General features: G+C 70.8%; 18 protein-coding genes. 12 read left to right on the forward strand and 6 right to left on the reverse strand.

Annotated elements, in window-relative coordinates; all coding sequences use genetic code 11:
- The first annotated feature begins 132 nt into the window (after positions 1–132).
- The 3 genes from D466_RS0101190 to rsmA are packed head-to-tail and all read left to right on the forward strand — an operon-like array spanning position 133 to position 4,602.
- Positions 133–2,400, forward strand: coding sequence for an LPS-assembly protein LptD (locus D466_RS0101190; RefSeq protein WP_018911861.1), 2,268 nt, complete (start codon positions 133–135; stop codon positions 2,398–2,400).
- A 19-nt stretch (positions 2,401–2,419) separates the two neighbouring features.
- A complete protein-coding gene (locus D466_RS0101195; RefSeq protein ID WP_018911862.1) occupies positions 2,420–3,784 on the forward strand; it encodes a peptidylprolyl isomerase in 1,365 nt (454 codons plus the stop codon).
- The gene (gene rsmA / locus D466_RS0101200; RefSeq protein ID WP_018911863.1) at positions 3,784–4,602 is read left to right on the forward strand and encodes a 16S rRNA (adenine(1518)-N(6)/adenine(1519)-N(6))-dimethyltransferase RsmA; all 819 of its coding nucleotides are present in this window, start codon (positions 3,784–3,786) and stop codon (positions 4,600–4,602) included. Before D466_RS0101195 ends, rsmA begins: the two co-directional genes overlap by 1 nt.
- Before the next feature lie 165 nt (positions 4,603–4,767).
- On the opposite strand, the gene D466_RS0101210 is transcribed toward rsmA, so the two are convergent.
- The 3 genes from D466_RS0101210 to D466_RS0101215 all read right to left on the reverse strand — a co-directional run bounded on the left by D466_RS0101210 (position 4,768) and on the right by D466_RS0101215 (position 8,232).
- Positions 4,768–5,214 carry a barstar family protein gene (locus tag D466_RS0101210; RefSeq protein ID WP_026284756.1) on the reverse strand — a complete coding sequence of 149 codons (447 nt, stop codon included), beginning with the start codon at positions 5,212–5,214 and terminating at the stop codon, positions 4,768–4,770.
- Entirely contained in the window at positions 5,177–5,485 is a 309-nt protein-coding gene (locus tag D466_RS25065) for a ribonuclease domain-containing protein (RefSeq protein ID WP_369759388.1), read from the reverse strand. Before D466_RS25065 ends, D466_RS0101210 begins: the two co-directional genes overlap by 38 nt.
- A gap of 446 nt (positions 5,486–5,931) precedes the next feature.
- Positions 5,932–8,232: an NADP-dependent malic enzyme gene (locus D466_RS0101215; protein WP_018911865.1), complete on the reverse strand. Its 2,301-nt coding sequence runs from the start codon at positions 8,230–8,232 to the stop codon at positions 5,932–5,934.
- 177 nt (positions 8,233–8,409) lie between these two features.
- Between D466_RS0101215 and thiL the strand changes: the two genes are divergently transcribed.
- Genes thiL through D466_RS0101240 form a run of 5 tightly spaced genes read left to right on the forward strand, consistent with a single transcriptional unit; the run spans position 8,410 to position 12,370 of the window.
- Positions 8,410–9,411 carry a thiamine-phosphate kinase gene (gene thiL, locus D466_RS0101220; protein WP_018911866.1) on the forward strand — a complete coding sequence of 334 codons (1,002 nt, stop codon included), beginning with the start codon at positions 8,410–8,412 and terminating at the stop codon, positions 9,409–9,411.
- The gene (locus tag D466_RS20135; protein ID WP_018911867.1) at positions 9,408–9,974 is read left to right on the forward strand and encodes a phosphatidylglycerophosphatase A; all 567 of its coding nucleotides are present in this window, start codon (positions 9,408–9,410) and stop codon (positions 9,972–9,974) included. The genes thiL and D466_RS20135 overlap by 4 nt, the downstream gene beginning before the upstream one ends.
- Positions 9,952–10,515, forward strand: coding sequence for a CinA family protein (locus D466_RS0101230; protein WP_018911868.1), 564 nt, complete (start codon positions 9,952–9,954; stop codon positions 10,513–10,515). Before D466_RS20135 ends, D466_RS0101230 begins: the two co-directional genes overlap by 23 nt.
- A 46-nt stretch (positions 10,516–10,561) precedes the next feature.
- On the forward strand, positions 10,562–11,974 hold the full coding sequence (purB, locus tag D466_RS0101235; protein WP_018911869.1) for an adenylosuccinate lyase: 1,413 nt from the start codon (positions 10,562–10,564) through the stop codon (positions 11,972–11,974).
- A gap of 33 nt (positions 11,975–12,007) precedes the next feature.
- On the forward strand, positions 12,008–12,370 hold the full coding sequence (locus D466_RS0101240; RefSeq protein WP_018911870.1) for a phage holin family protein: 363 nt from the start codon (positions 12,008–12,010) through the stop codon (positions 12,368–12,370).
- Here the strand turns inward: D466_RS0101240 and D466_RS20140 are convergent.
- The 3 genes from D466_RS20140 to def all read right to left on the reverse strand — a co-directional run bounded on the left by D466_RS20140 (position 12,332) and on the right by def (position 14,897).
- A complete protein-coding gene (locus D466_RS20140; protein WP_018911871.1) occupies positions 12,332–13,207 on the reverse strand; it encodes a M48 family metalloprotease in 876 nt (291 codons plus the stop codon). The two genes, D466_RS0101240 and D466_RS20140, sit on opposite strands and share 39 nt — an antisense overlap.
- 120 nt (positions 13,208–13,327) lie before the next feature.
- Positions 13,328–14,326 (reverse strand): methionyl-tRNA formyltransferase, encoded by a 999-nt coding sequence (gene fmt, locus D466_RS0101250; RefSeq protein WP_018911872.1) that lies wholly within the window; start codon positions 14,324–14,326, stop codon positions 13,328–13,330.
- Positions 14,327–14,384: 58 nt separating this feature from the next.
- Positions 14,385–14,897, reverse strand: coding sequence for a peptide deformylase (gene def / locus D466_RS0101255; protein WP_026284758.1), 513 nt, complete (start codon positions 14,895–14,897; stop codon positions 14,385–14,387).
- 337 nt (positions 14,898–15,234) lie between these two features.
- Between def and D466_RS0101260 the strand changes: the two genes are divergently transcribed.
- From D466_RS0101260 to D466_RS0101275, 4 genes are read left to right on the forward strand one after another with little or no spacing between them, the layout of a single operon-like run.
- Positions 15,235–16,389, forward strand: a complete 1,155-nt coding sequence (locus D466_RS0101260) for a LysM peptidoglycan-binding domain-containing protein (protein ID WP_018911874.1) — start codon at positions 15,235–15,237, stop codon at positions 16,387–16,389.
- Positions 16,390–16,395: 6 nt separating this feature from the next.
- Positions 16,396–17,541: a DNA-processing protein DprA gene (gene dprA / locus D466_RS0101265; protein ID WP_018911875.1), complete on the forward strand. Its 1,146-nt coding sequence runs from the start codon at positions 16,396–16,398 to the stop codon at positions 17,539–17,541.
- A gap of 54 nt (positions 17,542–17,595) precedes the next feature.
- Positions 17,596–18,054 carry a DUF494 domain-containing protein gene (locus tag D466_RS0101270; RefSeq protein ID WP_018911876.1) on the forward strand — a complete coding sequence of 153 codons (459 nt, stop codon included), beginning with the start codon at positions 17,596–17,598 and terminating at the stop codon, positions 18,052–18,054.
- A gap of 25 nt (positions 18,055–18,079) precedes the next feature.
- Positions 18,080–18,862 carry a hypothetical protein gene (locus tag D466_RS0101275; RefSeq protein WP_018911877.1) on the forward strand — a complete coding sequence of 261 codons (783 nt, stop codon included), beginning with the start codon at positions 18,080–18,082 and terminating at the stop codon, positions 18,860–18,862.
- The last annotated feature ends 181 nt before the right edge of the window (positions 18,863–19,043 follow it).

A 19,043-nucleotide genomic window follows, 5' to 3' on the forward strand; every position in this document is an offset into this window, starting at 1 on the left:
CGCCGATTCTAGGAGGCCGCGGCCCGTGGCCGCCGGCCCCGTGCGCGGTTTCATCCGCGCCTGGGCCCGTAACCCACCCGTCCAGTGCTCCTTTTGCCGCAGATTCCGCCTCGTGCCCCGCGCCACGCCCGTATGCGCGTGCTGGTGGCCGCCATCGGCCTGATGCTCAGCCGCGGCTACGCCGCAGCGGCCGGCGCGCCCGCGCCGGGCGCGAGCCAGCCCGGGCCGGTCCTGCGCCCGAGCACGACCTTGCTGGAGCGCCTGCCGCCGCAGGTGCGCCCGGTCGAGCCGGTGTTCGTCGACGCCGGGCAGCTCAGCATGCAGCCCGACATCCGGCTCGACGCCAGCGGCGCGGTGCAGTTGCGCCGGCATTCCATCGTGTTCAAGGCCGACGCGCTGCACGACGACCTGGTGACCGACGAGATCGATGCCCAGGGCAACGTGCGCATCGTGCGCGACGGCAACGTGTTCAGCGGCCCCAGCCTGCGCTTCAACCTGGACAGCAGCACCGGGACCATGCCCGATGCGCACTATTTCTTCAACCGCACGCAAGGCGGAGGCCAGGCGGCGGTGGTGCACTTCCTCGGCAGCCAGCACCTGCAGGCCGAGCAGGCCACCTACACCACCTGCACCGAGTCGCCGGTCGACTGGGTGCTGCAGGCTACCCACCTGGACCTGAATTTCGGCTCCGACACCGGCGTGGTCGACGACGGCCGCGTGAAATTCAAGGGCGTGACCATCCTGCCGCTGCCCTACGCCAGCTTCCCGCTGACCACCGCGCGCAAGTCCGGGCTGCTGCCGCCCACCATCGGGCTGGACAGCCGCAACGGCCTGGACTGGGCCCAGCCCTACTACTGGAACATCGCGCCGAACTACGACGCTACGATCACGCCGCGCCTGCTGCTGCGCCGCGGCTTGATGGGCAGCGCGGCGGTGCGCTGGCTGCAGCCCTCCTACAGCGGCAACGCCATCGTGGACTACCTGCCCGAGGACCACGGCGACGACGGCCGGTCGCGCTGGGCCACGGTGCTGCAGCAGTGGGGCACGCTGGCCAGCAACGTCAGCTACGGCCTGAACCTGCAGCGCGTGTCCGACAACAACTGGTGGCAGGACTTCGGCAGCGTCGACCCGGTGATCGGCGCCAACCGCACGCTGCCGCAACAGGGACAGGTGACCTGGTCGCAGCCCAACGGCATGGTGCAGGCCAGTTTCAATACCTGGCAGACCCTGCAGAGCACGGTCTCGCCGGTGGCGGTGCCCTACGACGTACAGCACCAGTTGCTGGGCAGCTGGCAAAGCAGCAACGTCACCGGGCTGCAGTGGCAGCTCGACGCGGCCACGGCGCGCTTCACCAACAGCACGCCCACGCTGCTGTCGGGGGACCGCAGCTACGTGGACCCCACGCTCAGCCTGCCCTTCGTGGCGCCGCAGGGCTTCGTCACGCCGGCCCTGCACCTGTACGCGGCCAACTACACCACCGACACGCCGATGGCCGACGGCCGCAGCTCGGCCTCCCGCTCGGTGCCCAGCTTCAGCCTGGACTCGGGCCTGGTGTTCGAGCGCCCCACCCACGCCTTCGGCCGCCAGCTCACGCAGACCCTGGAGCCGCGCCTTTACTACGTCTACACGCCCTACCGCGCGCAGCAGAACCTGCCGAATTTCGACAGCGCGGCGCTGGACCTGAACCTGGCGACCATCTACACCGACAACCTGTTCTCGGGCAACGACCGCATCGCCGACGCCAACAACATCACCGCGGGGGCCACGACCCGCTGGCTCGACGCGAGCAGCGGAGCCGAATACGCCAGCCTGACGGTGGCGCAGCGGGTGCTGCTGAGCCCGCAGCGCGTGACCCTGACCGGCGCGCCCGTGCCCAAGGGCCTGAGCGACGCCTTCCTGCTGGGCTCCCTGTCGATGACGCCGGCCTGGAGCGTCAATGCCGGAATCGACTACAACATGGGCTTGAAGCAACTGGCACAGGCCAACTTCGGCGCCCAGTGGCATGTCGGGGACTTCAAGAACCTGAGCCTGTCCTATCTGACCCAGAGTGCCACGGCCACGCAGATTCCGCTGCGCTACGTGAACGGCGCGTGGCAGTGGCGCCTGTCGTCGCGCTGGTATGCGGTGGGGCAGGCGGACTACAGCCTGCAGGACCGCAGCCTGAACAACGGCCTGTTCGGCTTCGAGTACGACGGGGGTTGCTGGGTGGGTCGCATCGTGCTGCAACGCCAGTCGCTGACCTCCCAGAGCGGGACCACGCGCATCCTGTTCCAGCTGGAGCTCTCGGGCTTTTCCCGTCTGGGCAACAATCCGCTGGGGGCGCTGCAGCAAAATATCCCCGGTTATCAACTGGTGCATCAACCGACGGCCCCTCCGAGCCGCTACGTGAACTATGAATAAATATTTGCCGCGCCTTGCGTTGCTCGCCATCCTCGGCGCCGGCCTGTCGGGCGTCGCGGCCCACGCGCAACTCAGCCTGCCGGGCGCCTCCGGGGCCTCGCAGGGCCTGGTGCCGCAGGACTCCGGCGGCAACACGGCTGCGCCCGGCAGCGACGGCATCGCCGCGGTGGTCGGGGACCAGGTGATCACCCAGTACGACCTGCAGTTGCGCGTGAAGGACGCGCTGCACCGGCTCGCGCAACAGCGCCCCGGGGCCAGTCCGCCGGTGGACCAGGTCCGCGCCCAGGTGCTGCAGCAGATGATCAACGAATACGCGCTGGCCGAATACGCCGAGCAGAGCGGGCTGCAGGTCGGCGACGACACGCTGCAGCGCGCGGTGGCGCAGGTGGCCGCGTCCAACCACCTGGACGTGAGCGAGCTGCGTGCCAAGGTGCGCGAGCAGGGCATCGGCTGGAAGGACTTCGAGGCTCAGCTCGGACGCGAGATCCTGATCGACCGGCTGCGCCAGCGTGACGTGGCGGCCAAGGTCAGCGTTTCCGACCAGGAGGTCGACGACTACCTCGCGCACATGCGTTCGCTGCAGGGACAGGTGGCGCCGTCCGAGCAACTGCACCTGGCGCAGATCTTCGTGCCCCTTTCCGAGCACGCCGACCCGCAACAGGTGGCGCAGGCCCGCAAGCTCATCGATGCCGCCGCGTCGGCGCTGCAGCAGGGCCGGCGCTTCGAGGTGGTCGCGCAGCAATTCTCCGAGGGCCCGGAAGGGGCGCACGGGGGCGACCTGGGCACGCGGCCGGCCGGCGAATGGCCCGATCTCTTCGTCAACGCCGTGCGCGAACTGCAGCCCGGACAGGTCAGCGCGGTGATCCGCAGCCCGGCCGGCTTCCATATCCTGGAGCTGGTCGCACGCCAGCATGCGGCGGGAAGCGCGCAGACGGCCATGCAGGCCGAGGTGCGGGAAATCGTGCTCAACGCCGATGGCGACAGCGCGCGCAAGGGCGCGGTGCACGAACTGGAGGCGGTGCGCCGTGCCGTGCTCGCCGGCGAGGTGAGCTTCGCCGCCAAGGCCAAGGAGATCTCGCAGGACCTGGGCTCGGCATCCAAGGGCGGCTCGCTGGGCTGGCTGCTGCCCGGACAGCTGCCGGCCGCGCTGGACAGCGCGCTCAGCAGCCTGAACCCGGGGCAGATCTCCGAGCCCCTGGTGCTGCCGGGGCGCGTGGTGCTGTTGCAGCTGGTGGACCGGCGCGAGCACGCACTGGCCCCGGGGCAGGAACGCGCGGTCGTGCGCAGCGAACTGCTGCAACGCAAGGCCGACAAGAATTTCGCCGACCTGGTGCGCGACGTGCGCGAGCGGACCTACGTGCGCCTGCCCGGCGACGATTCCTGATGGCCTCGCGCGGGCACGGCGGCCGTGGCGAGGGCCGCGCGCCAAGCCGGCTCGACGGGCACACGGCGCGCAAGCGCTTCGGCCAGCACTTTCTCACCGACGCCTCGGTGATCGACGACATCGTCGGCGCCATCGATCCGCGGCCCGGTCAGAACCTGGTGGAAATCGGCCCTGGACTGGGCGCGCTGACTCTTCCGGTGCTGGCGCGCGCGAAGGCGCTGACCGTGGTCGAGCTCGACCGCGACCTCGCCGAACGCTGGCGCAGCCGCGGTGAGCCGGGGCTGCGGGTGATCGAGAGCGATGCGCTCGCACTGGACTTCGGCTCGCTGGGCGAAGGCTTGCGGATTTTCGGTAACCTGCCCTACAACATCTCCAGCCCCCTGCTGTTCCACCTGTTCGATTGCGGATCGAAAGTCGTGGACCAGCATTTCATGCTGCAAAAGGAAGTGGTCGACCGCATGGTCGCGTCGCCCCGCAGCGCCGCCTACGGGCGCCTGTCGGTGATGCTGCAGTGGCGCTACCGCATGTGGCCGGTGCTGGAAGTCCCGCCGCAGGCCTTCACCCCCCCGCCGCGCGTGGATTCGGCGGTGGTGCGCATGCAACCCCGGGAGCAGGCGGAACTGCGCGGGCTGCACGCCGGCACGCTGCAGCGCCTGAGCGCCGCCGCCTTCTCGCAGCGCCGCAAGCTGCTGCGCCACGGACTGGGTCCGTGGCTGGAGCAGCAAGGCTACGAGGGGAGCTTCGACCTGCAGCGCCGCGCCGAGGAAGTCGGCGTGGACGAATACGTGGAACTCGCGCTGCAGTTGCGCGAAGCCTGAGGCGCGCCGGCCGGCGCGTCAGGAGCCCTGGCGGGCAGGCGCGCCCTCAGGCCGCCTGCGCCAGCCAGGTGCCGTACCAGGGCGCGCTGCTGGGGCGCACCGAGCGGCTGGCTCGAAAACCCGGTTCCACTTCACCCCGCAACGCCTCCCGGGAAGGCGCGCGGGTCACAGAAAAGAGTAGAAGACCCGGAACTCCACCCCCTGCTCGTACCAGAAGTCCGCGGCATCGCGGAACACGTCCAGCAGGGTCTCGCGCGCTTCCTTGTCGAAGCGCTGGGTCATCGGCAGCTGCTCGAGCACGATGACGAAGCCGGGCTGCGGCCCCGCTCCGGCGATCATGTCGGTCAGGCAGTCGCGCAGCGCGTCGAAGTTCTTGCCGAAATGCTTCGGAAACAGGAAGGAGCGCGACAGCGTCTCCAGCACTTCCTGCTTGGTGGTCGCCTGCGCCAGGTTGGCGTAGAGGAAATGCTGCCCCGCCTCCTGCGCGGCGACCATCAATTCGTTCACCCGGAAGGCGCGGATCGACTGCACGATGTTCGGACGCAAAGCCTTGAGGTTGACGCCCTCGTCGACCTCAACCGGCAATGGATTGGAAACTTGCGTAGTGATCATGGGTGTAATAGCAGACATCGGGGCTGCGCGGGGCACCACCGCAAACGATTCGCCTGGCTCCCCGGGTGCGGCGGTCCGGAGTGGGTACGGTGTATTCACGGTAATATCCACGTGGTTTGCGGGGCAACAGGTGCTCGTAATTGCCGAACACGATTCCGTCCTTGGCATAAGGAAACGGACCTCCGCCGCGAATTCGCTGCAAGGTCAGCAAGGCTTCGCGGTCCAGGCGCGCCGCCTGCACGACGCGTCCGTGCGGATGCTCCGGCCCCACTTGACGGGCCTGGGCCTGGAGTCCGCAGCCGATCCACGCAGCGAAGGCCAGCAGCGACGCAAACGCCAGCCCGCGCAGCCTCCACCAGGGGTCGATGCGGGTGACGCCGGAGGGTGGATGCTCCGCGGCGCCCCCCAGGGCTCGCGGCGCGATCACGCCAGATGGGCCCCGTTTCAACTGGTTGTCGTGACGGGCGTCGAGCCAGAACACGGTAGTGGAGTTATTGGCGGTCCGGCCGAGGACCCGCACGATTCACGCCGGGCCGACGACCAAAAGCTCATGCTAGGGGAAAGCCCCGGCAAAAGCAAGATTTGCGCCTATTTTTTGTGCAGCGCAAGATCCCGGAGTGATTGCTCACTTCGGAATCCGAGGCTCGCAAGGCCCCCGGGCGCGCCGCGGGCGCCGCGCCGCCGCGTGCCGCGCGGCGGCGAATCTCCGGCGGCCGCTCAGGCCCCGGCGTCGGGGCCGTTGGCTTCCATTACCGTCAACGCGGTCATGTTGACGATGCGCCGCACCGTGCTGGAAGCCGTCAGGATGTTCGCCGGACGCGCCGCGCCGAGCAGGATCGGCCCGATCGCCACGTTGTTGCTGGCGGCCGTCTTCAGCAGGTTATAGGCGATATTGGCAGCGTCCAGGTTGGGAAACACCAGCAGGTTCGCCTCGCCGGACAGCGTGGTCTGCGGCAGCAGGCTGGTGCGCAGGTTGGGGTCGAGCGCGCAATCGCCGTGCATCTCCCCGTCCACCTCCAGCCCGGGGTCGCGCTGGCGCAGCAGTTCCAGGGTCTCCCGCATCTTCACCGCGCTGGGCGCGTTGCTGGAGCCGAAGTTGGAATGCGACAGCAGCGCCACCTTGGGCACGATGCCGAAGCGGCGCAGCTTCTCGGCGGCCATCAGCGTGATCTCGGCAAGCTGCTCGGCGCTGGGGTCGACGTTCACGTGGGTGTCGACCAGCATGATCTGGCGCCCCGGCAGGATGAGCCCGTTCATCGCCGCATAGGTGTTCACGCCGGCGCGGCGCCCGATCACCTGGTCGATGTAGTGCAGGTGCAGCTGGGTGTTGCCCCAGGTGCCGCAGATCAGCCCGTCGGCCTGGCCCTTGTAGACCATCATGCTGGAGATCAGCGTCAGGCGCCGGCGCATCTCGATCTTGGCGAAGGAGGGGGTCAGGCCCTTGCGCCCGGCCAGCTGCTGGTAGGTCTGCCAGAAGTCGCGGTAGCGCTCGTCGTGGTCGGTGTTGACCACCTCGTAGTGCTCGCCTTCGCGCAGGCGCAGGCCGAAGCGCTCGATGCGCTGCGCGATCACCGCCGGACGCCCGACCAGGATGGGGCGCGCCAGCTGTTCGTCGACCACCACGCGCACCGCGCGCAGCACGCGCTCGTCCTCGCCCTCGGCGTAGACGATGCGCTTTTTCGCGGCATGGCGGGCGATGGAGAAGATCGGGCGCATCATCGCGCCGGACTGGTAGACGAACTGCTGCAGCTGCTCGCGGTAGGCCTCCAGGTCGGCGACCGGGCGCGTGGCCACGCCGCTTTGCGCCGCCGCGCGCGCCACCGCGGGCGCGATGTGCAGGATCAGGCGCGGATCGAAGGGCTTCGGAATCAGGTAGTCCTGCCCGAAGCAGGGCGAGTTGCCGCCGTAGGCGGCCGCCACCACGTCGCTCTGCTCCATCTGCGCCAGCGCCGCGATCGCCTCCACCGCGGCGATCTCCATCTCGGTGGTGATGGTGGTGGCCCCGCAGTCCAGCGCGCCGCGGAAGATGTAGGGGAAGCACAGCACGTTGTTGACCTGGTTCGGGTAGTCCGAACGCCCGGTGGCGATGACCGCATCGTCGCGCACGGCCTTGACCTCCTCCGGCAGGATCTCCGGCACCGGGTTGGCCAGCGCCAGGATCAGCGGGCGCGGCGCCATGCCGCGCACCATGTCCTGCTTGAGCACCCCGCCGGCCGACAGGCCGAGGAAGATGTCGGCCCCGCTGATCACGTCGCCCAGCTTGCGCGCCTCGGTGGCCTGGGCATAGCGCTGCTTGTCCGGGTCCATCAGCTCGCTGCGGCCTTCCCAGACCACGCCCACGATGTCGCTGACCCAGATGTTCTCGCGCGGCATGCCCATGTGCTCGAGCAGGCGCAGGCAGGCCAGCGCGGCCGCGCCGGCGCCGGAGCACACCAGCTTGACGTCCTCGATGCGCTTGCCCACCACCTTCAGGCCGTTGAGCACCGCCGCGGCCACGATGATGGCGGTGCCGTGCTGGTCGTCGTGGAACACCGGAATGCGCATGCGCTCGCGCAGCTCGCGTTCCACGCGGAAGCATTCGGGGGCCTTGATGTCCTCGAGGTTGATGCCGCCGAAGGTGGGCTCCAGCGCCGCGATGATCTGGATCAGGCGCTCGGGGTCCTTCTCGTTGACCTCGATGTCGAACACGTCGATGTTGGCGAACTTCTTGAACAGGACCGCCTTGCCCTCCATCACCGGCTTGGCCGCCAGCGGGCCGATGTCGCCCAGGCCCAGCACGGCGGTGCCGTTGGTGATCACCGCCACCAGGTTGCCGCGCGCGGTGTAGCGCGCGGCCGTGGCCGGATCGGCGGCGATTTCCTCGCAGGCCGCCGCCACGCCCGGGGAATAGGCCAGGGCCAGGTCGCGCTGGTTGGAAAGCTGCTTGGTCGGGGCGACGCTGATCTTCCCGGGAAGCGGATGTTCGTGGTATTCCAGGGCCGCACGGCGCAGCTCGGCCTTGGCGTCAGGGTTCGACATGAAGGAGGTCTCCGAAACCGTCGCCTGTTGTGCATCCGGGAGCGTGCGCGCACGGAAACCGCCGAGCAGTCCCGCCGCACGCGCCGGCCGCGCACCCCATGGGCGCGACACCAGGCTTGCGGGGAATTCTAGGCCTCGCGTCGCCCGGGGCCTTGGCCGAGCGGCGACAATACCCCCATGGCCCACGCTCCCGACGCCTCCGCCGCCGCGCCCGCCGATGCCCTCGGCGAGTTCGAGCTGATCGCGCGCCATTTCCAGCGCCCGGCGGCGCGCGCCGTGCTCGGCGTGGGCGACGACTGCGCGCTGCTGCAGCCGGTGGCGGGCCAGCAATGGGCCGTGTCCACCGACATGCTGGTGGAGGGCCGCCATTTCCTCGCCGGCACCGACCCCCGGCGCCTCGGCCACAAGGCGCTGGCCGTGAACCTGTCGGACCTGGCGGCGATGGGCGCGCAGCCGCATGCCTTCCTGCTCGCGCTGGCGCTGCCCGCCGCCGATCCGGCGTGGCTGCGCGAGTTCGCCGCCGGGCTGTTCGCGCTGGCCGACGAGCACGGCATCGAGCTGGTGGGCGGCGACACCACGCGCGGCCCGCTGAACCTGTGCCTGACCGTGCTCGGCCTGGTGCCCGCCGGCGCCGCGCTGCGCCGCGACGCGGCGCGCGCCGGCGACGAGCTCTGGGTCTCCGGCGTGCCCGGAGAGGCGCGGCTCGCGCTGGGCCACCTGCGCGGCGAATGGGCCCTCGAGCCGGCGGCGCTGGAACCGGTGCTGGCGCGCCTGGAACGGCCCACGCCGCGCGTGGCCCTGGGCCTGGCGCTGCGCGGCATCGCGCACGCCGCGATCGACGTGTCCGACGGGCTGCTGGGCGACCTCGGCCACGTGCTGCGCGCCAGCGGCGTGGGCGCCGAGGTGCTGGCCGACGCGCTGCCGCGCGGGCGCGTGCTCGCGGAGCAGCCCGAGGCGCGCCGCCGCGCCTGCCAGCTCGCCGGCGGCGACGACTACGAACTGCTGTTCACCGCCCCGGCCGCACGGCGCGCCCAGGTGCTGGACGCCGCGGCCGGCTGCGGCGTGCAGGTCAGCCGCATCGGCAGCATGGGCGGCGAACCCGGGCTGCGCCTGCTCGACGCCGCGGGTCGTAGCATCGACACCGGTTTCCCCTCCTTCGACCACTTCGCCACCCCATGAACCAGCCCCCGCGCGCGGACTGGCGCTTCCTGCTCGCCAGCCCCTGGAACTTCCTCGCCATGGGCTGCGGCTCCGGCTTGTCGCCGGTGGCACCGGGCACCGCCGGCAGCCTGTTCGGCTGGGCCACCTGGCTGCTGCTGCAAGGTGTGCTGCCGGGCTGGGCCTGGCCGCCGCTGCTGCTCGCCGGCTTCGCCGGCGGCGTGTGGATCTGCGAGCGCGCGGCACGCGCGCTGGGCCTGCACGATCCGGCACCGCTGGTGTGGGACGAGGTGGTGGCCATGTGGCTGGTGCTGTGGGCCGCGCAATGGGGCCTGAACGCACTGACGGGCGGACACGGCCTGCTGCCCTGGCCGCTGCAACTGGCCGGCTTCGCGCTGTTCCGCCTGTTCGACGCCGTCAAGCCCGGCCCGGTGGGCTGGGCCGACCGCAAGCTCAGCGGAGGCCTGGGCATCATGCTCGACGACATCGTCGCCGCGGTGCTCAGCCTGCTGGGCCTGGCCGTGGGCCTGCTGGCCTGGACCTTCATCGATATGTGGCTGCATGGAATTCGCGTACCCACCTGACATCGGCCCCGCCGACGCGGCCTGGCAGGCGCTGCTGGGCGCCGCCGACGAACTGGGCCGCGCGCTGGCCGGGCGCGGCTGGATGCTCGGCTGCGCCGAGTCCTGCACCGGCGGCATGGTCGCCGCCGCGCTGAGTTCCCTGCCCGGCAGCAGCGCGTGGTTCGAGCGTGGGCTGGTCACCTACAGCAACGCCGCCAAGACCGAGCTGCTCGGCGTGCCCCCCGCCACGCTGCAGGAGCACGGAGCCGTCAGCGAGGCCACCGCGCTGGCCATGGCGCGCGGCGTGCTCGCCCATGCTCCTGTACAGGCGGCGCTGTCGGTGACCGGCATCGCCGGCCCCGGCGGAGGCAGCCCCGACAAACCCGTGGGCCTGGTGTGGTTCGGCTGGGCCTGGAACACCCCGCAGGGCGTGGCCGCGCAGGCCGAGTCCTGCGTCTGGCCGGGCGGGCGCCACGCGGTGCGCATGGCTTCGGCCCAGCACGCGCTTCGCGGCATGCTGCTGCGCCTGGCCCGCGGCGCCGCGCCGGCGCACGGAGCCTGAGCGCCAAGCGGCGGCGCCGGCGGCGCCCCTTCCTACAATGACGGGAATGAACATGCCCTCCCAGACCTCCGTGCCGGCCGGCTCCAGCCCGCTGAGCGCTCTCTCCCCGCTCGATGGCCGCTACAGCGCCAAGGTCGACGCCCTTCGCACGCATCTGTCGGAAAGCGCGCTGATGCGCTGCCGCGTGCAGGTCGAGATCGAATGGCTGATCGCGCTATCCGAGGCCGGGCTGGCCGAGCTCGCGCCGATCCCGGCCGCGCTGCAGACCGAACTGCGCACGCTGGCCGCCAATTTCACCGAGGCGGACGCGCAGGCCATCAAGTCCATCGAGCGCGTGACCAACCACGACGTGAAGGCGGTGGAGTACTGGATCAAGGAACGCCTGGGCGCGTGGCCGGAGCTGTCCGGCAGCAGCGAGTTCGTGCACTTCGCCTGCACCTCGGAAGACATCAACAACACCGCGCACGGCCTGATGCTCAACGGCGCGCGCGAGCAGGTGCTGGTACCCGTGCTGCAGGGCGTGCTGGCGCGCCTGCGCCGCCTGGCGCTAGACCTGGCCGATGCGCCGATGCTCTCGCGCACCCACGGCCAGACCGCCAGCCCCACGACCCTGGGCAAGGAAATGGGCAACTTCGCGGCGCGCCTGCAGCGCGCGATCGCGAGGCTGCGCGAGGTCGAGCTGACCGCCAAGATGAACGGCGCCGTGGGCAACTACAACGCCCACCTGGCCGCCTACCCCGAACTCGACTGGGAGGCGCTGGCGCGCGGCGTGGTGGAACAGCGCCTGGGCCTGCGCTTCAACCCCTACACCATCCAGATCGAGCCCCACGACTGCATGGCCGAGCTGTTCGACGCCGTGGCACGCCTGAACACGGTGCTGCTGGACCTGAACCGCGACCTCTGGGGCTACATCTCGCTGGGCTACTTCCGCCAGCGCACGAAGGCCGGCGAGATCGGTTCGTCGACCATGCCCCACAAGGTCAACCCGATCGATTTCGAGAACTCGGAAGGCAACCTGGGCATCGCCAACGCGCTGCTGCGCCACCTCAGCGACAAGCTGCCGGTGTCGCGCTTCCAGCGCGACCTCACCGACTCCACCGTCTTGCGCAACATGGGCGTGGCCCTGGGCCACGGCCTGCTGGCCTACGACAGCCTGCAGCGCGGGCTGGACAAGCTCGAGCCCGACGTGCGCCGGCTCGCCGAGGACCTGGACGCCGCCTGGGAAGTGCTGGCCGAGCCGGTGCAGACGGTCATGCGCCGGCACGGCCTGCCCAACCCCTACGAGCAGTTGAAGGAACTCACCCGCGGCAAGGCCATCACGCGTGAACTGCTGCGCCAGTTCATCGCCGGGCTGCCGCTGCCGCAGGCCGAACGCGAACGCCTGCTGGAACTCAGCCCCGGCTCCTACACCGGCAAGGCCGCCGAACTGGCGCGGCGCATCGGCGCCGCGCAGGACTGAGGCCATGCCCCGCGCAACGGCCTGGAGATCCGCATGACCAAACTTCTGGTGAAGTGGCTGCTCTCGGCGACCGCCCTGATGGCGGTGGCCTACCTGTACAGCGGCGTGCGCCTGTCGGGATTCGCGGCCGCGCTGTGGGCCTCGCTGATCATCGGCCTGCTCAACAGCCTGGTGCGTCCGGTGCTGCTGCTGCTGACCCTGCCGATCACCGTGCTCACCCTGGGGCTGTTCTTTTTCATCATCAACGCCCTGATGTTCTACGCCGCGTCGGGCCTGAGCTCGGGCTTCGAGGTGCGCGGCTTCGGGGCGGCGCTGATCGGCTCGCTGCTGTACAGCGTGGCCGGGCTGCTGATCGACTCAGCGCTCGAAGGGCTGTTCCAGAACAGCCGGCGCTGAGCCTGCGCCCGCCACGCCGGCGAGTTCGCGCAGCGCGCGCACGCGCTCGGCGCGCGGCGGATGGGTGCGGAACAGCCGCAGCAGGCCGCGGCGGCGCAAGGGGTCGTCGAACATCAACTGGGCTCCCGCCGGGTAGCGCGCCGCCAGCCCGAAAGCGCCGGGGCCGTCCGCGCCGGGACGCAACTGGTGAAGCGCGCTGGCCATGGCCTCGGGGTCGCCGCAAAGTTGCGCGCCCAGGCGATCGGCGGCGAATTCCTTGCCTGCCGACCCTCCCACGCGCACCAGCAAGGCCACCAGCGGCGCCAGCAACAGCCACAGCGGCGCCGCCCAGGCCCCGGCCCTCGCGTCGTCGGCGCTGGCGTAGCCTGCCTGCGCGGCGGCCGCGAGCAAGCCCCCGGCCGCCGCGGCCAGGCTGGCCGGCAGCATGTCCCCGCGCAACACATGGGCGAACTCATGCGCAAGCACGGCGCGCAGTTCGGATTCGTCCAGCAGGTGCAACAGACCGCTGGTCAGCACCAGCGAAGCGCGCCGGGCACGGCTGCCGGTGACGAAGGCATTCGGCGAGGCCTCGTCGAGCACGAACACGCGGGGGGTCGCCAGCCCGGCGAGGCGCGCGAGTTCGCGCACCATGGCCAGCAGGTGCGGCGCGCTGCGCGCGTCGACCTCACGCGCGCGGTACAGGCGCAACACCACGGGCGCGCAGTACAGGTAGGCCATGGCGGCCGTCAGCAGGGCCAGCGTGGCGCCGGGGATCCAGCCGCCCAGCCACAGGCCGAGCCAGGCTGCCGGCAATGCCACGACTCCCAGCAAGGCCACAGTGCGCAGCAGATTCGACATGCGCGGAATCCAGGCTCCGGAAATTACCTTTTGAAACACAGGTAACGCATGCTAGCGTATCCAGGCGCCACGCACCACCCGGCCGGCGCGGGAAACGGCCAGGCCCGCGCGGCCGGGCCGTCAGGTCGTCGAGGCAGGCGGCGCCAAGGCGTCCGCCGGTGCGCCGCAGGCGAAGCGCTCGCCGACGCGGATCGGCAGGCCGCGCAACAAGGCGGCCGCATCCACCGCGGTCCCTCCGGCGCGCTGCAGCCGAGTCAGCACCAGGGTGCCTTCGCCGCAGGCGATTTCGATGCCCGCGGCGTCGGCGCGCAGCACCTGGCCCGGCTCGGCGCCCGCCACGGGGGGCCCCAGGCGCGCCGCGTGGACCTTGAGCTGCGCGTCGCCCACGCGGGTGCGCGTGCCGGGATGGGGCTCGAAGGCGCGGATGCGGCGCTCCAGTTCCAGCGCGGGCTGCCGGTAATCCAGCCAGGCTTCGGCCTTGTCGATCTTGGCCGCGTAGGTGGCGCCGTCGTTGGGCTGCGCGGTAGGTTCGGCCACCCCCTGGCGCAGGTCGGACAGCACCTCCAGCAGCAACTGCGCCCCAAGCCCGGCGAGGCGGTCGTGCAGCGTGGCCGCGGTATCGTCCGCGCGAATGGGGGATTCCTCCATGCGATACACGGGCCCCGTGTCCAGCCCGGCGTCCATGTGCATGATGCTGACCCCGGACAGCGCGTCGCCCGCCTCGATCGCCCGCTGGATCGGCGCGGCACCGCGCCAGCGCGGCAACAGCGAGGCGTGGATGTTCAGGCAGCCCAGGCGCGGCAGGTCGAGCACCCACTGCGGCAGCAGCAGGCCGTAGGCCACCACCACCAGCACGTCCGGCGCGGCGTGACGCAGGGCCTCGCGGGCCTGCCTGGCGTCCTCGGGGTAGCGCCCGTCCAGGCGCAGGCCGCGCGGCTGCTCCAGCGGCAGCGCGTGCTCCAGCGCCACGCGCTTGACCGCGCTGGGCTGAGGGTGCATGCCGCGCCCGGCAGGACGGTCGGGCTGGGTGAGCACCAGGCCGATCTCGTAGCCGGCCCGCAACAGCGCACGCAGCGCCAACGCCGCGAACTCGGGCGTGCCGGCACAGGCCACGCGCAACCCGCCCGCCCCGGCGGCGCCGGGCTCCTGCGCTACGGTCTCGGCGCGAGACACGGGCTCAAACCGCCTCGGTCTCGCGCTGGCGCTTGCGCATGCGCGCCTTGATGCGGTTGCGCTTGAGCGAGGACAGGTAGTCGACGAACACCTTGCCTTCGAGATGGTCCATTTCGTGCTGCACGCACACGGCCAGCAGGCCGTCGGCGTCGATCTCGAAGCTCTCGCCGCGGGCGTCCAGCGCCCGCACGCGGATGCGGTCCGGACGCACCACCTTGTCATACACGCCGGGCAGGGACAGGCAGCCCTCCTCCCATTCCTTGCAATCGGCGCTGCGCTCGACGATCTGCGGGTTGATCAGCACCATCGGCTGGTCGCGCTGCTCGGAGGTGTCGACGACGATGATGCGTTCGTGGATGTCCACCTGCGTGGCCGCCAGGCCCACCCCCTTCGCGGCGTACATGGTCTCGAACAGGTCGGCCACGATGGCGCGCACGCGATCGTCGACCTGGGCCACCGGCTTGGCCACGTTGTGCAGCCGGGGATCGGGATACTGGAGGATATTCAACAAGGCCATGGCGGGCTCCGGAGCATCGAATGCCATGCACCGCCCCCTGTTCGGAGCGCGGCATTCATGCAACTTCGCGTGGGGTCAATCTGGGGTTTTGATTGCGACGGGCGCGGATTTATGGAGACAATGTAACAAGCATTCGAGGTTTTGCCTGCCGCGAAGCACCCGTCCGTCCGCGATGCGGGTGCTCCGCGGCGACGCCGCCTGCATCCAGGAACATGGGGGTGTCCGGCCGAAGTGCAAGTACGAGCGCCGAGCGCCGGGAGCCTGGACTCCGTATCCGCCGCAGCGCCGAACGGAAGATCCTTTCCACATGCGTATTGTCTTTCTTGGGGGCCCCTTCATGCAACGCAAGCTCTATGGCCGCGCCGGCACGCTCGGAATGCTGTTCTGGCTGGGCCTGGGCTCGGCGCTGGCCGCCGGCTCCGAGGCGCCACCGCTGCACGGGCTTCCCGACTTCCCGGTGCCGGCCCAGCAGCGCCAGCGGGCCGAGGCCGCGGCGAACGCCGGCGTGCCGGTCAGCGAACTGGCCGCGGGCGCGCCGTCGCGCTATGAAGTGCGCAAGGGTGACACGCTGTGGCGCATCGCCGGCCTGTACCTGAAGAAACCCTGGAACTGGCCCGACCTGTGGGGCATGAACCTGGAGCGCATCCGCAATCCGCACTGGATCTTCCCCGGCCAGGTGCTGGTGCTGACCATCGTCAACGGGCGCGCCACGCTGAGCCTCGAAGGCCAGGGCTCGATTCCCACGGTGCGCGTGGAGCCGGGCGTGCGCTACGAGGCGCTGCCGGCCACCGGCATCCCCACCATCGACCCCGAACTGATCGGCCCCTTCCTGACCCGCCCGCTGCTGGTCGAGCCGAGCACCCTGGCGATGTCGCCGCGCATCGTCGCGCTCAGCCCGGGCCACGTGATGCTGGCGCCGCACGAGGTCGCCTACGTGCGCGGGAACGTCGCCACGACCACGCGCTTCGACGTCTACCGCCCGGCGCGCGAACTGCGCAACCCGCACACCCACAAGGTCATCGCCTACGAATCCGACTACGTCGGCACCGTGCAGGTGGTGCACGGCCCGCAGGGCAAGGACGGCGTGTCCACCGTGCGCGCGACCACCATGGCGCGGGAGATGGTGGTCGGCGACCTGCTGATCGCGCAGCCCCCGCGCCAGTACCTGGACTTCAGCCCCCACGCGCCCAAGGCGCCGGTGCGCGCGGACATCATCTCCATCTACGGCGACATGCAGATGGCGGGCAAGAACAGCGTCGTGGCCATCGACGCCGGCGCGGCCGAAGGCCTGGACCGCGGCACCGTGCTGGCCATCGAGAAGGCGCCTCGCGAAGTGGAGGACACCACGGCGAAGGGCGACCCGAAGATCGAGATCCCGGCACGCCGCGTGGGCCTGCTGATGGTGTTCCGCACCTTCGAGCACGTCAGCTTCGGGCTGGTGCTCAATGCGGACACCGAGATCGAAGTGCCCGACCACGTGCTCCAGCCCTGAGAAGGTGTGAGCGGCTCGGCAGGCGCGGCTGCAGGCGGAGACGCCGAGCTGCACTGCTGGCTGCGCCTGGTGTACAGCCCGGGCATCGGCCCGCTGGGGGTGCAGCGCCTGCTGCGCGCCTTCGGCACGCCGCAGCAGGTGCTGGGCTGCGAGCTGCGCCAGCTGCGTAGCGTGGTTCCCGAAACCGCGGCCGCCGCCCTGCTGGGCGAGGCACCGGAACCCTTGCGTGAACTGCTGGCGCGCGCGCCGGACTGGCTGGCCGAGCCGGGGCGGACCCTGCTGAGCCTGGCCGACCCGCGCTACCCGCGCGCGCTGTTGCACATCCCCGACCCTCCGCCGCTGTTGTGGCTGCGCGGCGATCCCTCCCACCTCTGCGCCGAGCGCGTGCTGGCTGTTGTTGGAACACGCAATCCCAGTGCGCAGGGGGCTCGTGATGCGCATGATTTCGCCCAGGCCCTGGCGCAGGCGGGAGTGTGCGTGGTCTCGGGGCTGGCGCGCGGCATCGACGCGCAGGCCCACCGCGGCGCGCTGCGCGCGGGGGCGAGCGGCGGCTCCACCCTGGCCGTGCTGGGCCACGGCTGCGACCGCCTCTACCCGGCAGCGCACCGCGAGCTGGCGCGGCAGGTGGCATCCTGCGGACTGCTGGTCTCGGAATTCGCGCTGGGCGAAGCTCCCCTGCCGCAGCATTTCCCCAGGCGCAACCGGATCATCAGCGGCCTGTCCCGCGGGGTGCTGGTGGTCGAAGCAGCGCTTCGCTCGGGCTCGCTGATCACCGCGCGCCTGGCCGCCGAGCAGGGGCGGGAGGTTTTCGCGCTGCCGGGCTCGATCCACAACCCCATGGCGCGCGGCTGCCACCGCCTGCTGCGCGAGGGGGCGCAACTGGCCGAGCAGCCGGGGGACATCCTGGAAGAACTGGGCTGGGCCGCGGTCGGTACCGCCGACCCGGCGACCGCGACCGCGGCCGGCCCGCCGCGGGGGACGCGAGCCGAGCTGCTGGAATGCATGGGCTTCGACCCGCTGGGCCTGGACGAACTGCTCAGGCGCAGCGCGCTGCCCGCCGCGCAGTTGCAGGAGCAGCTGCTGGAACTCGAACTGCAGGGGCGCCTGGCCCGCCTGCCCGGAGGGCGTCTGCAGCGCATCGACCCGGGCTGATCGGGGTTTTCCACACGGGGGCCGGCCTGCCGCGCTTATGCATAGAATGCCCCCATGTTCGACATCCTGATGTACGTCTACGAAACCTATTGGCACCCGGAGGCTTGCCCCGAGCCGGGCCAGTTGTCGCGCAAGCTCAGCGCGGCGGGTTTCGAGACCGAGGAAATCAGCGACGCGCTCGACTGGCTGCACGGCCTGGACCTCGCGGTGGCCGACCAACGCGTGCTCGGCGCCCCCAGCGACGCCAGCGTGCGCCTGTACGAACCCGTGGAGCTCGAATGCCTGGGGGTGGACGCGGTCGGCTACCTGAATTTCCTCGAATCCGCCGGAACCATCAAGCCGCACCTGCGCGAACTGGTGATCGAGCGGGCCGTGGCCACCGGCATCAAGCAGCTGCCGGTGGAGCAGCTCAAGACCATCGTGCTGATGGTGTTCTGGCGTCTCGACGAGGAGCCGGATGCGCTGATTCTCGACGAACTGTTCGTCGAGGCGACCGACCGCGTCGTGCACTGAACGAATCCTTCCGGAAACTCTTCCCATGCTCAGCCTTTCCCGTCGCGGCCTGCTGGCCGCCGCGTCCAGCCTGTGCCTCGCGCTCGCCGCCTGCGGCGGCGGCACCAGCGGCCAGTACTCCGGCTCGACCCTGGACGGCCAGTTGCTGATGGACGCCGCGGCGCCGGTGACCGGCCCGGGCAACGTGTGCATCTACGGCATCGCCAACGGCCAGGGCAACCCGCTGAACACCAACGTCTCGCCGCCGACCAACACCGGCACGCTGCTGACCTCGGGCTGTCTGAACAGCGACGCGCAGGGCCAGTTCTCCGCGGCGCTGACCAATTTCTACGGGCCGGTGCTGATCCAGATCGTCGGCGGCACCTACACCAGCCACGCCACCGGCGGCGCGGCGGGGCTGACCAGCCTGAGCACGACCAACTCCAGCCTGCAGGCCATGGCATTCATCGGCGGCGGCGGCACGGTCAAGGTGCTGGTCACGCCGCTGACCACGATCGCGGTGGCCATGGCCGGCGCCATGCCCGGCGGCCTGACCATGAGCAACTACCAGACCGCGGCGGCCAAGGTGGCCACCGAATTCCAGCTCGGCGGCGTGAACATCACCGGCGCGCCGGCCAGCGGCGACGCGCAGGACCTGGTACTGCGCGGGGTGGAACAGTACCTGTCCTTCTCGCCCGGCGCGAGCGACGACCCCAACGCGGCCAACCTGCTGAGCTGGAACACCGGCGCGCTGGGCACGATGTCCACGGACTTCACGAGCGCCTACAACACGATCAACGGGACGAGCGCGAGCTTCTCCTTCTATTGATCGTCACCCGGGCGGCCGCTGCAGGACGCCCGGCCCCTGCGCCCCCCTGAATCCGGGGTGCTGGATTGCGCCGCCGGCGCCCGCGCACTGCCACAATGTCGAAATATGTCCGGCGGGCGCATCGGACCGGCCGTGCCGCGGCCGTTGCGCCGGCCGTGTCTCGTTCGCAGCCGCGATGCCC

Origin of the sequence: Thiomonas sp. FB-6 (assembly GCF_000377645.1) — a bacterium.
GTDB lineage: Bacteria > Pseudomonadota > Gammaproteobacteria > Burkholderiales > Burkholderiaceae_C > Thiomonas_A.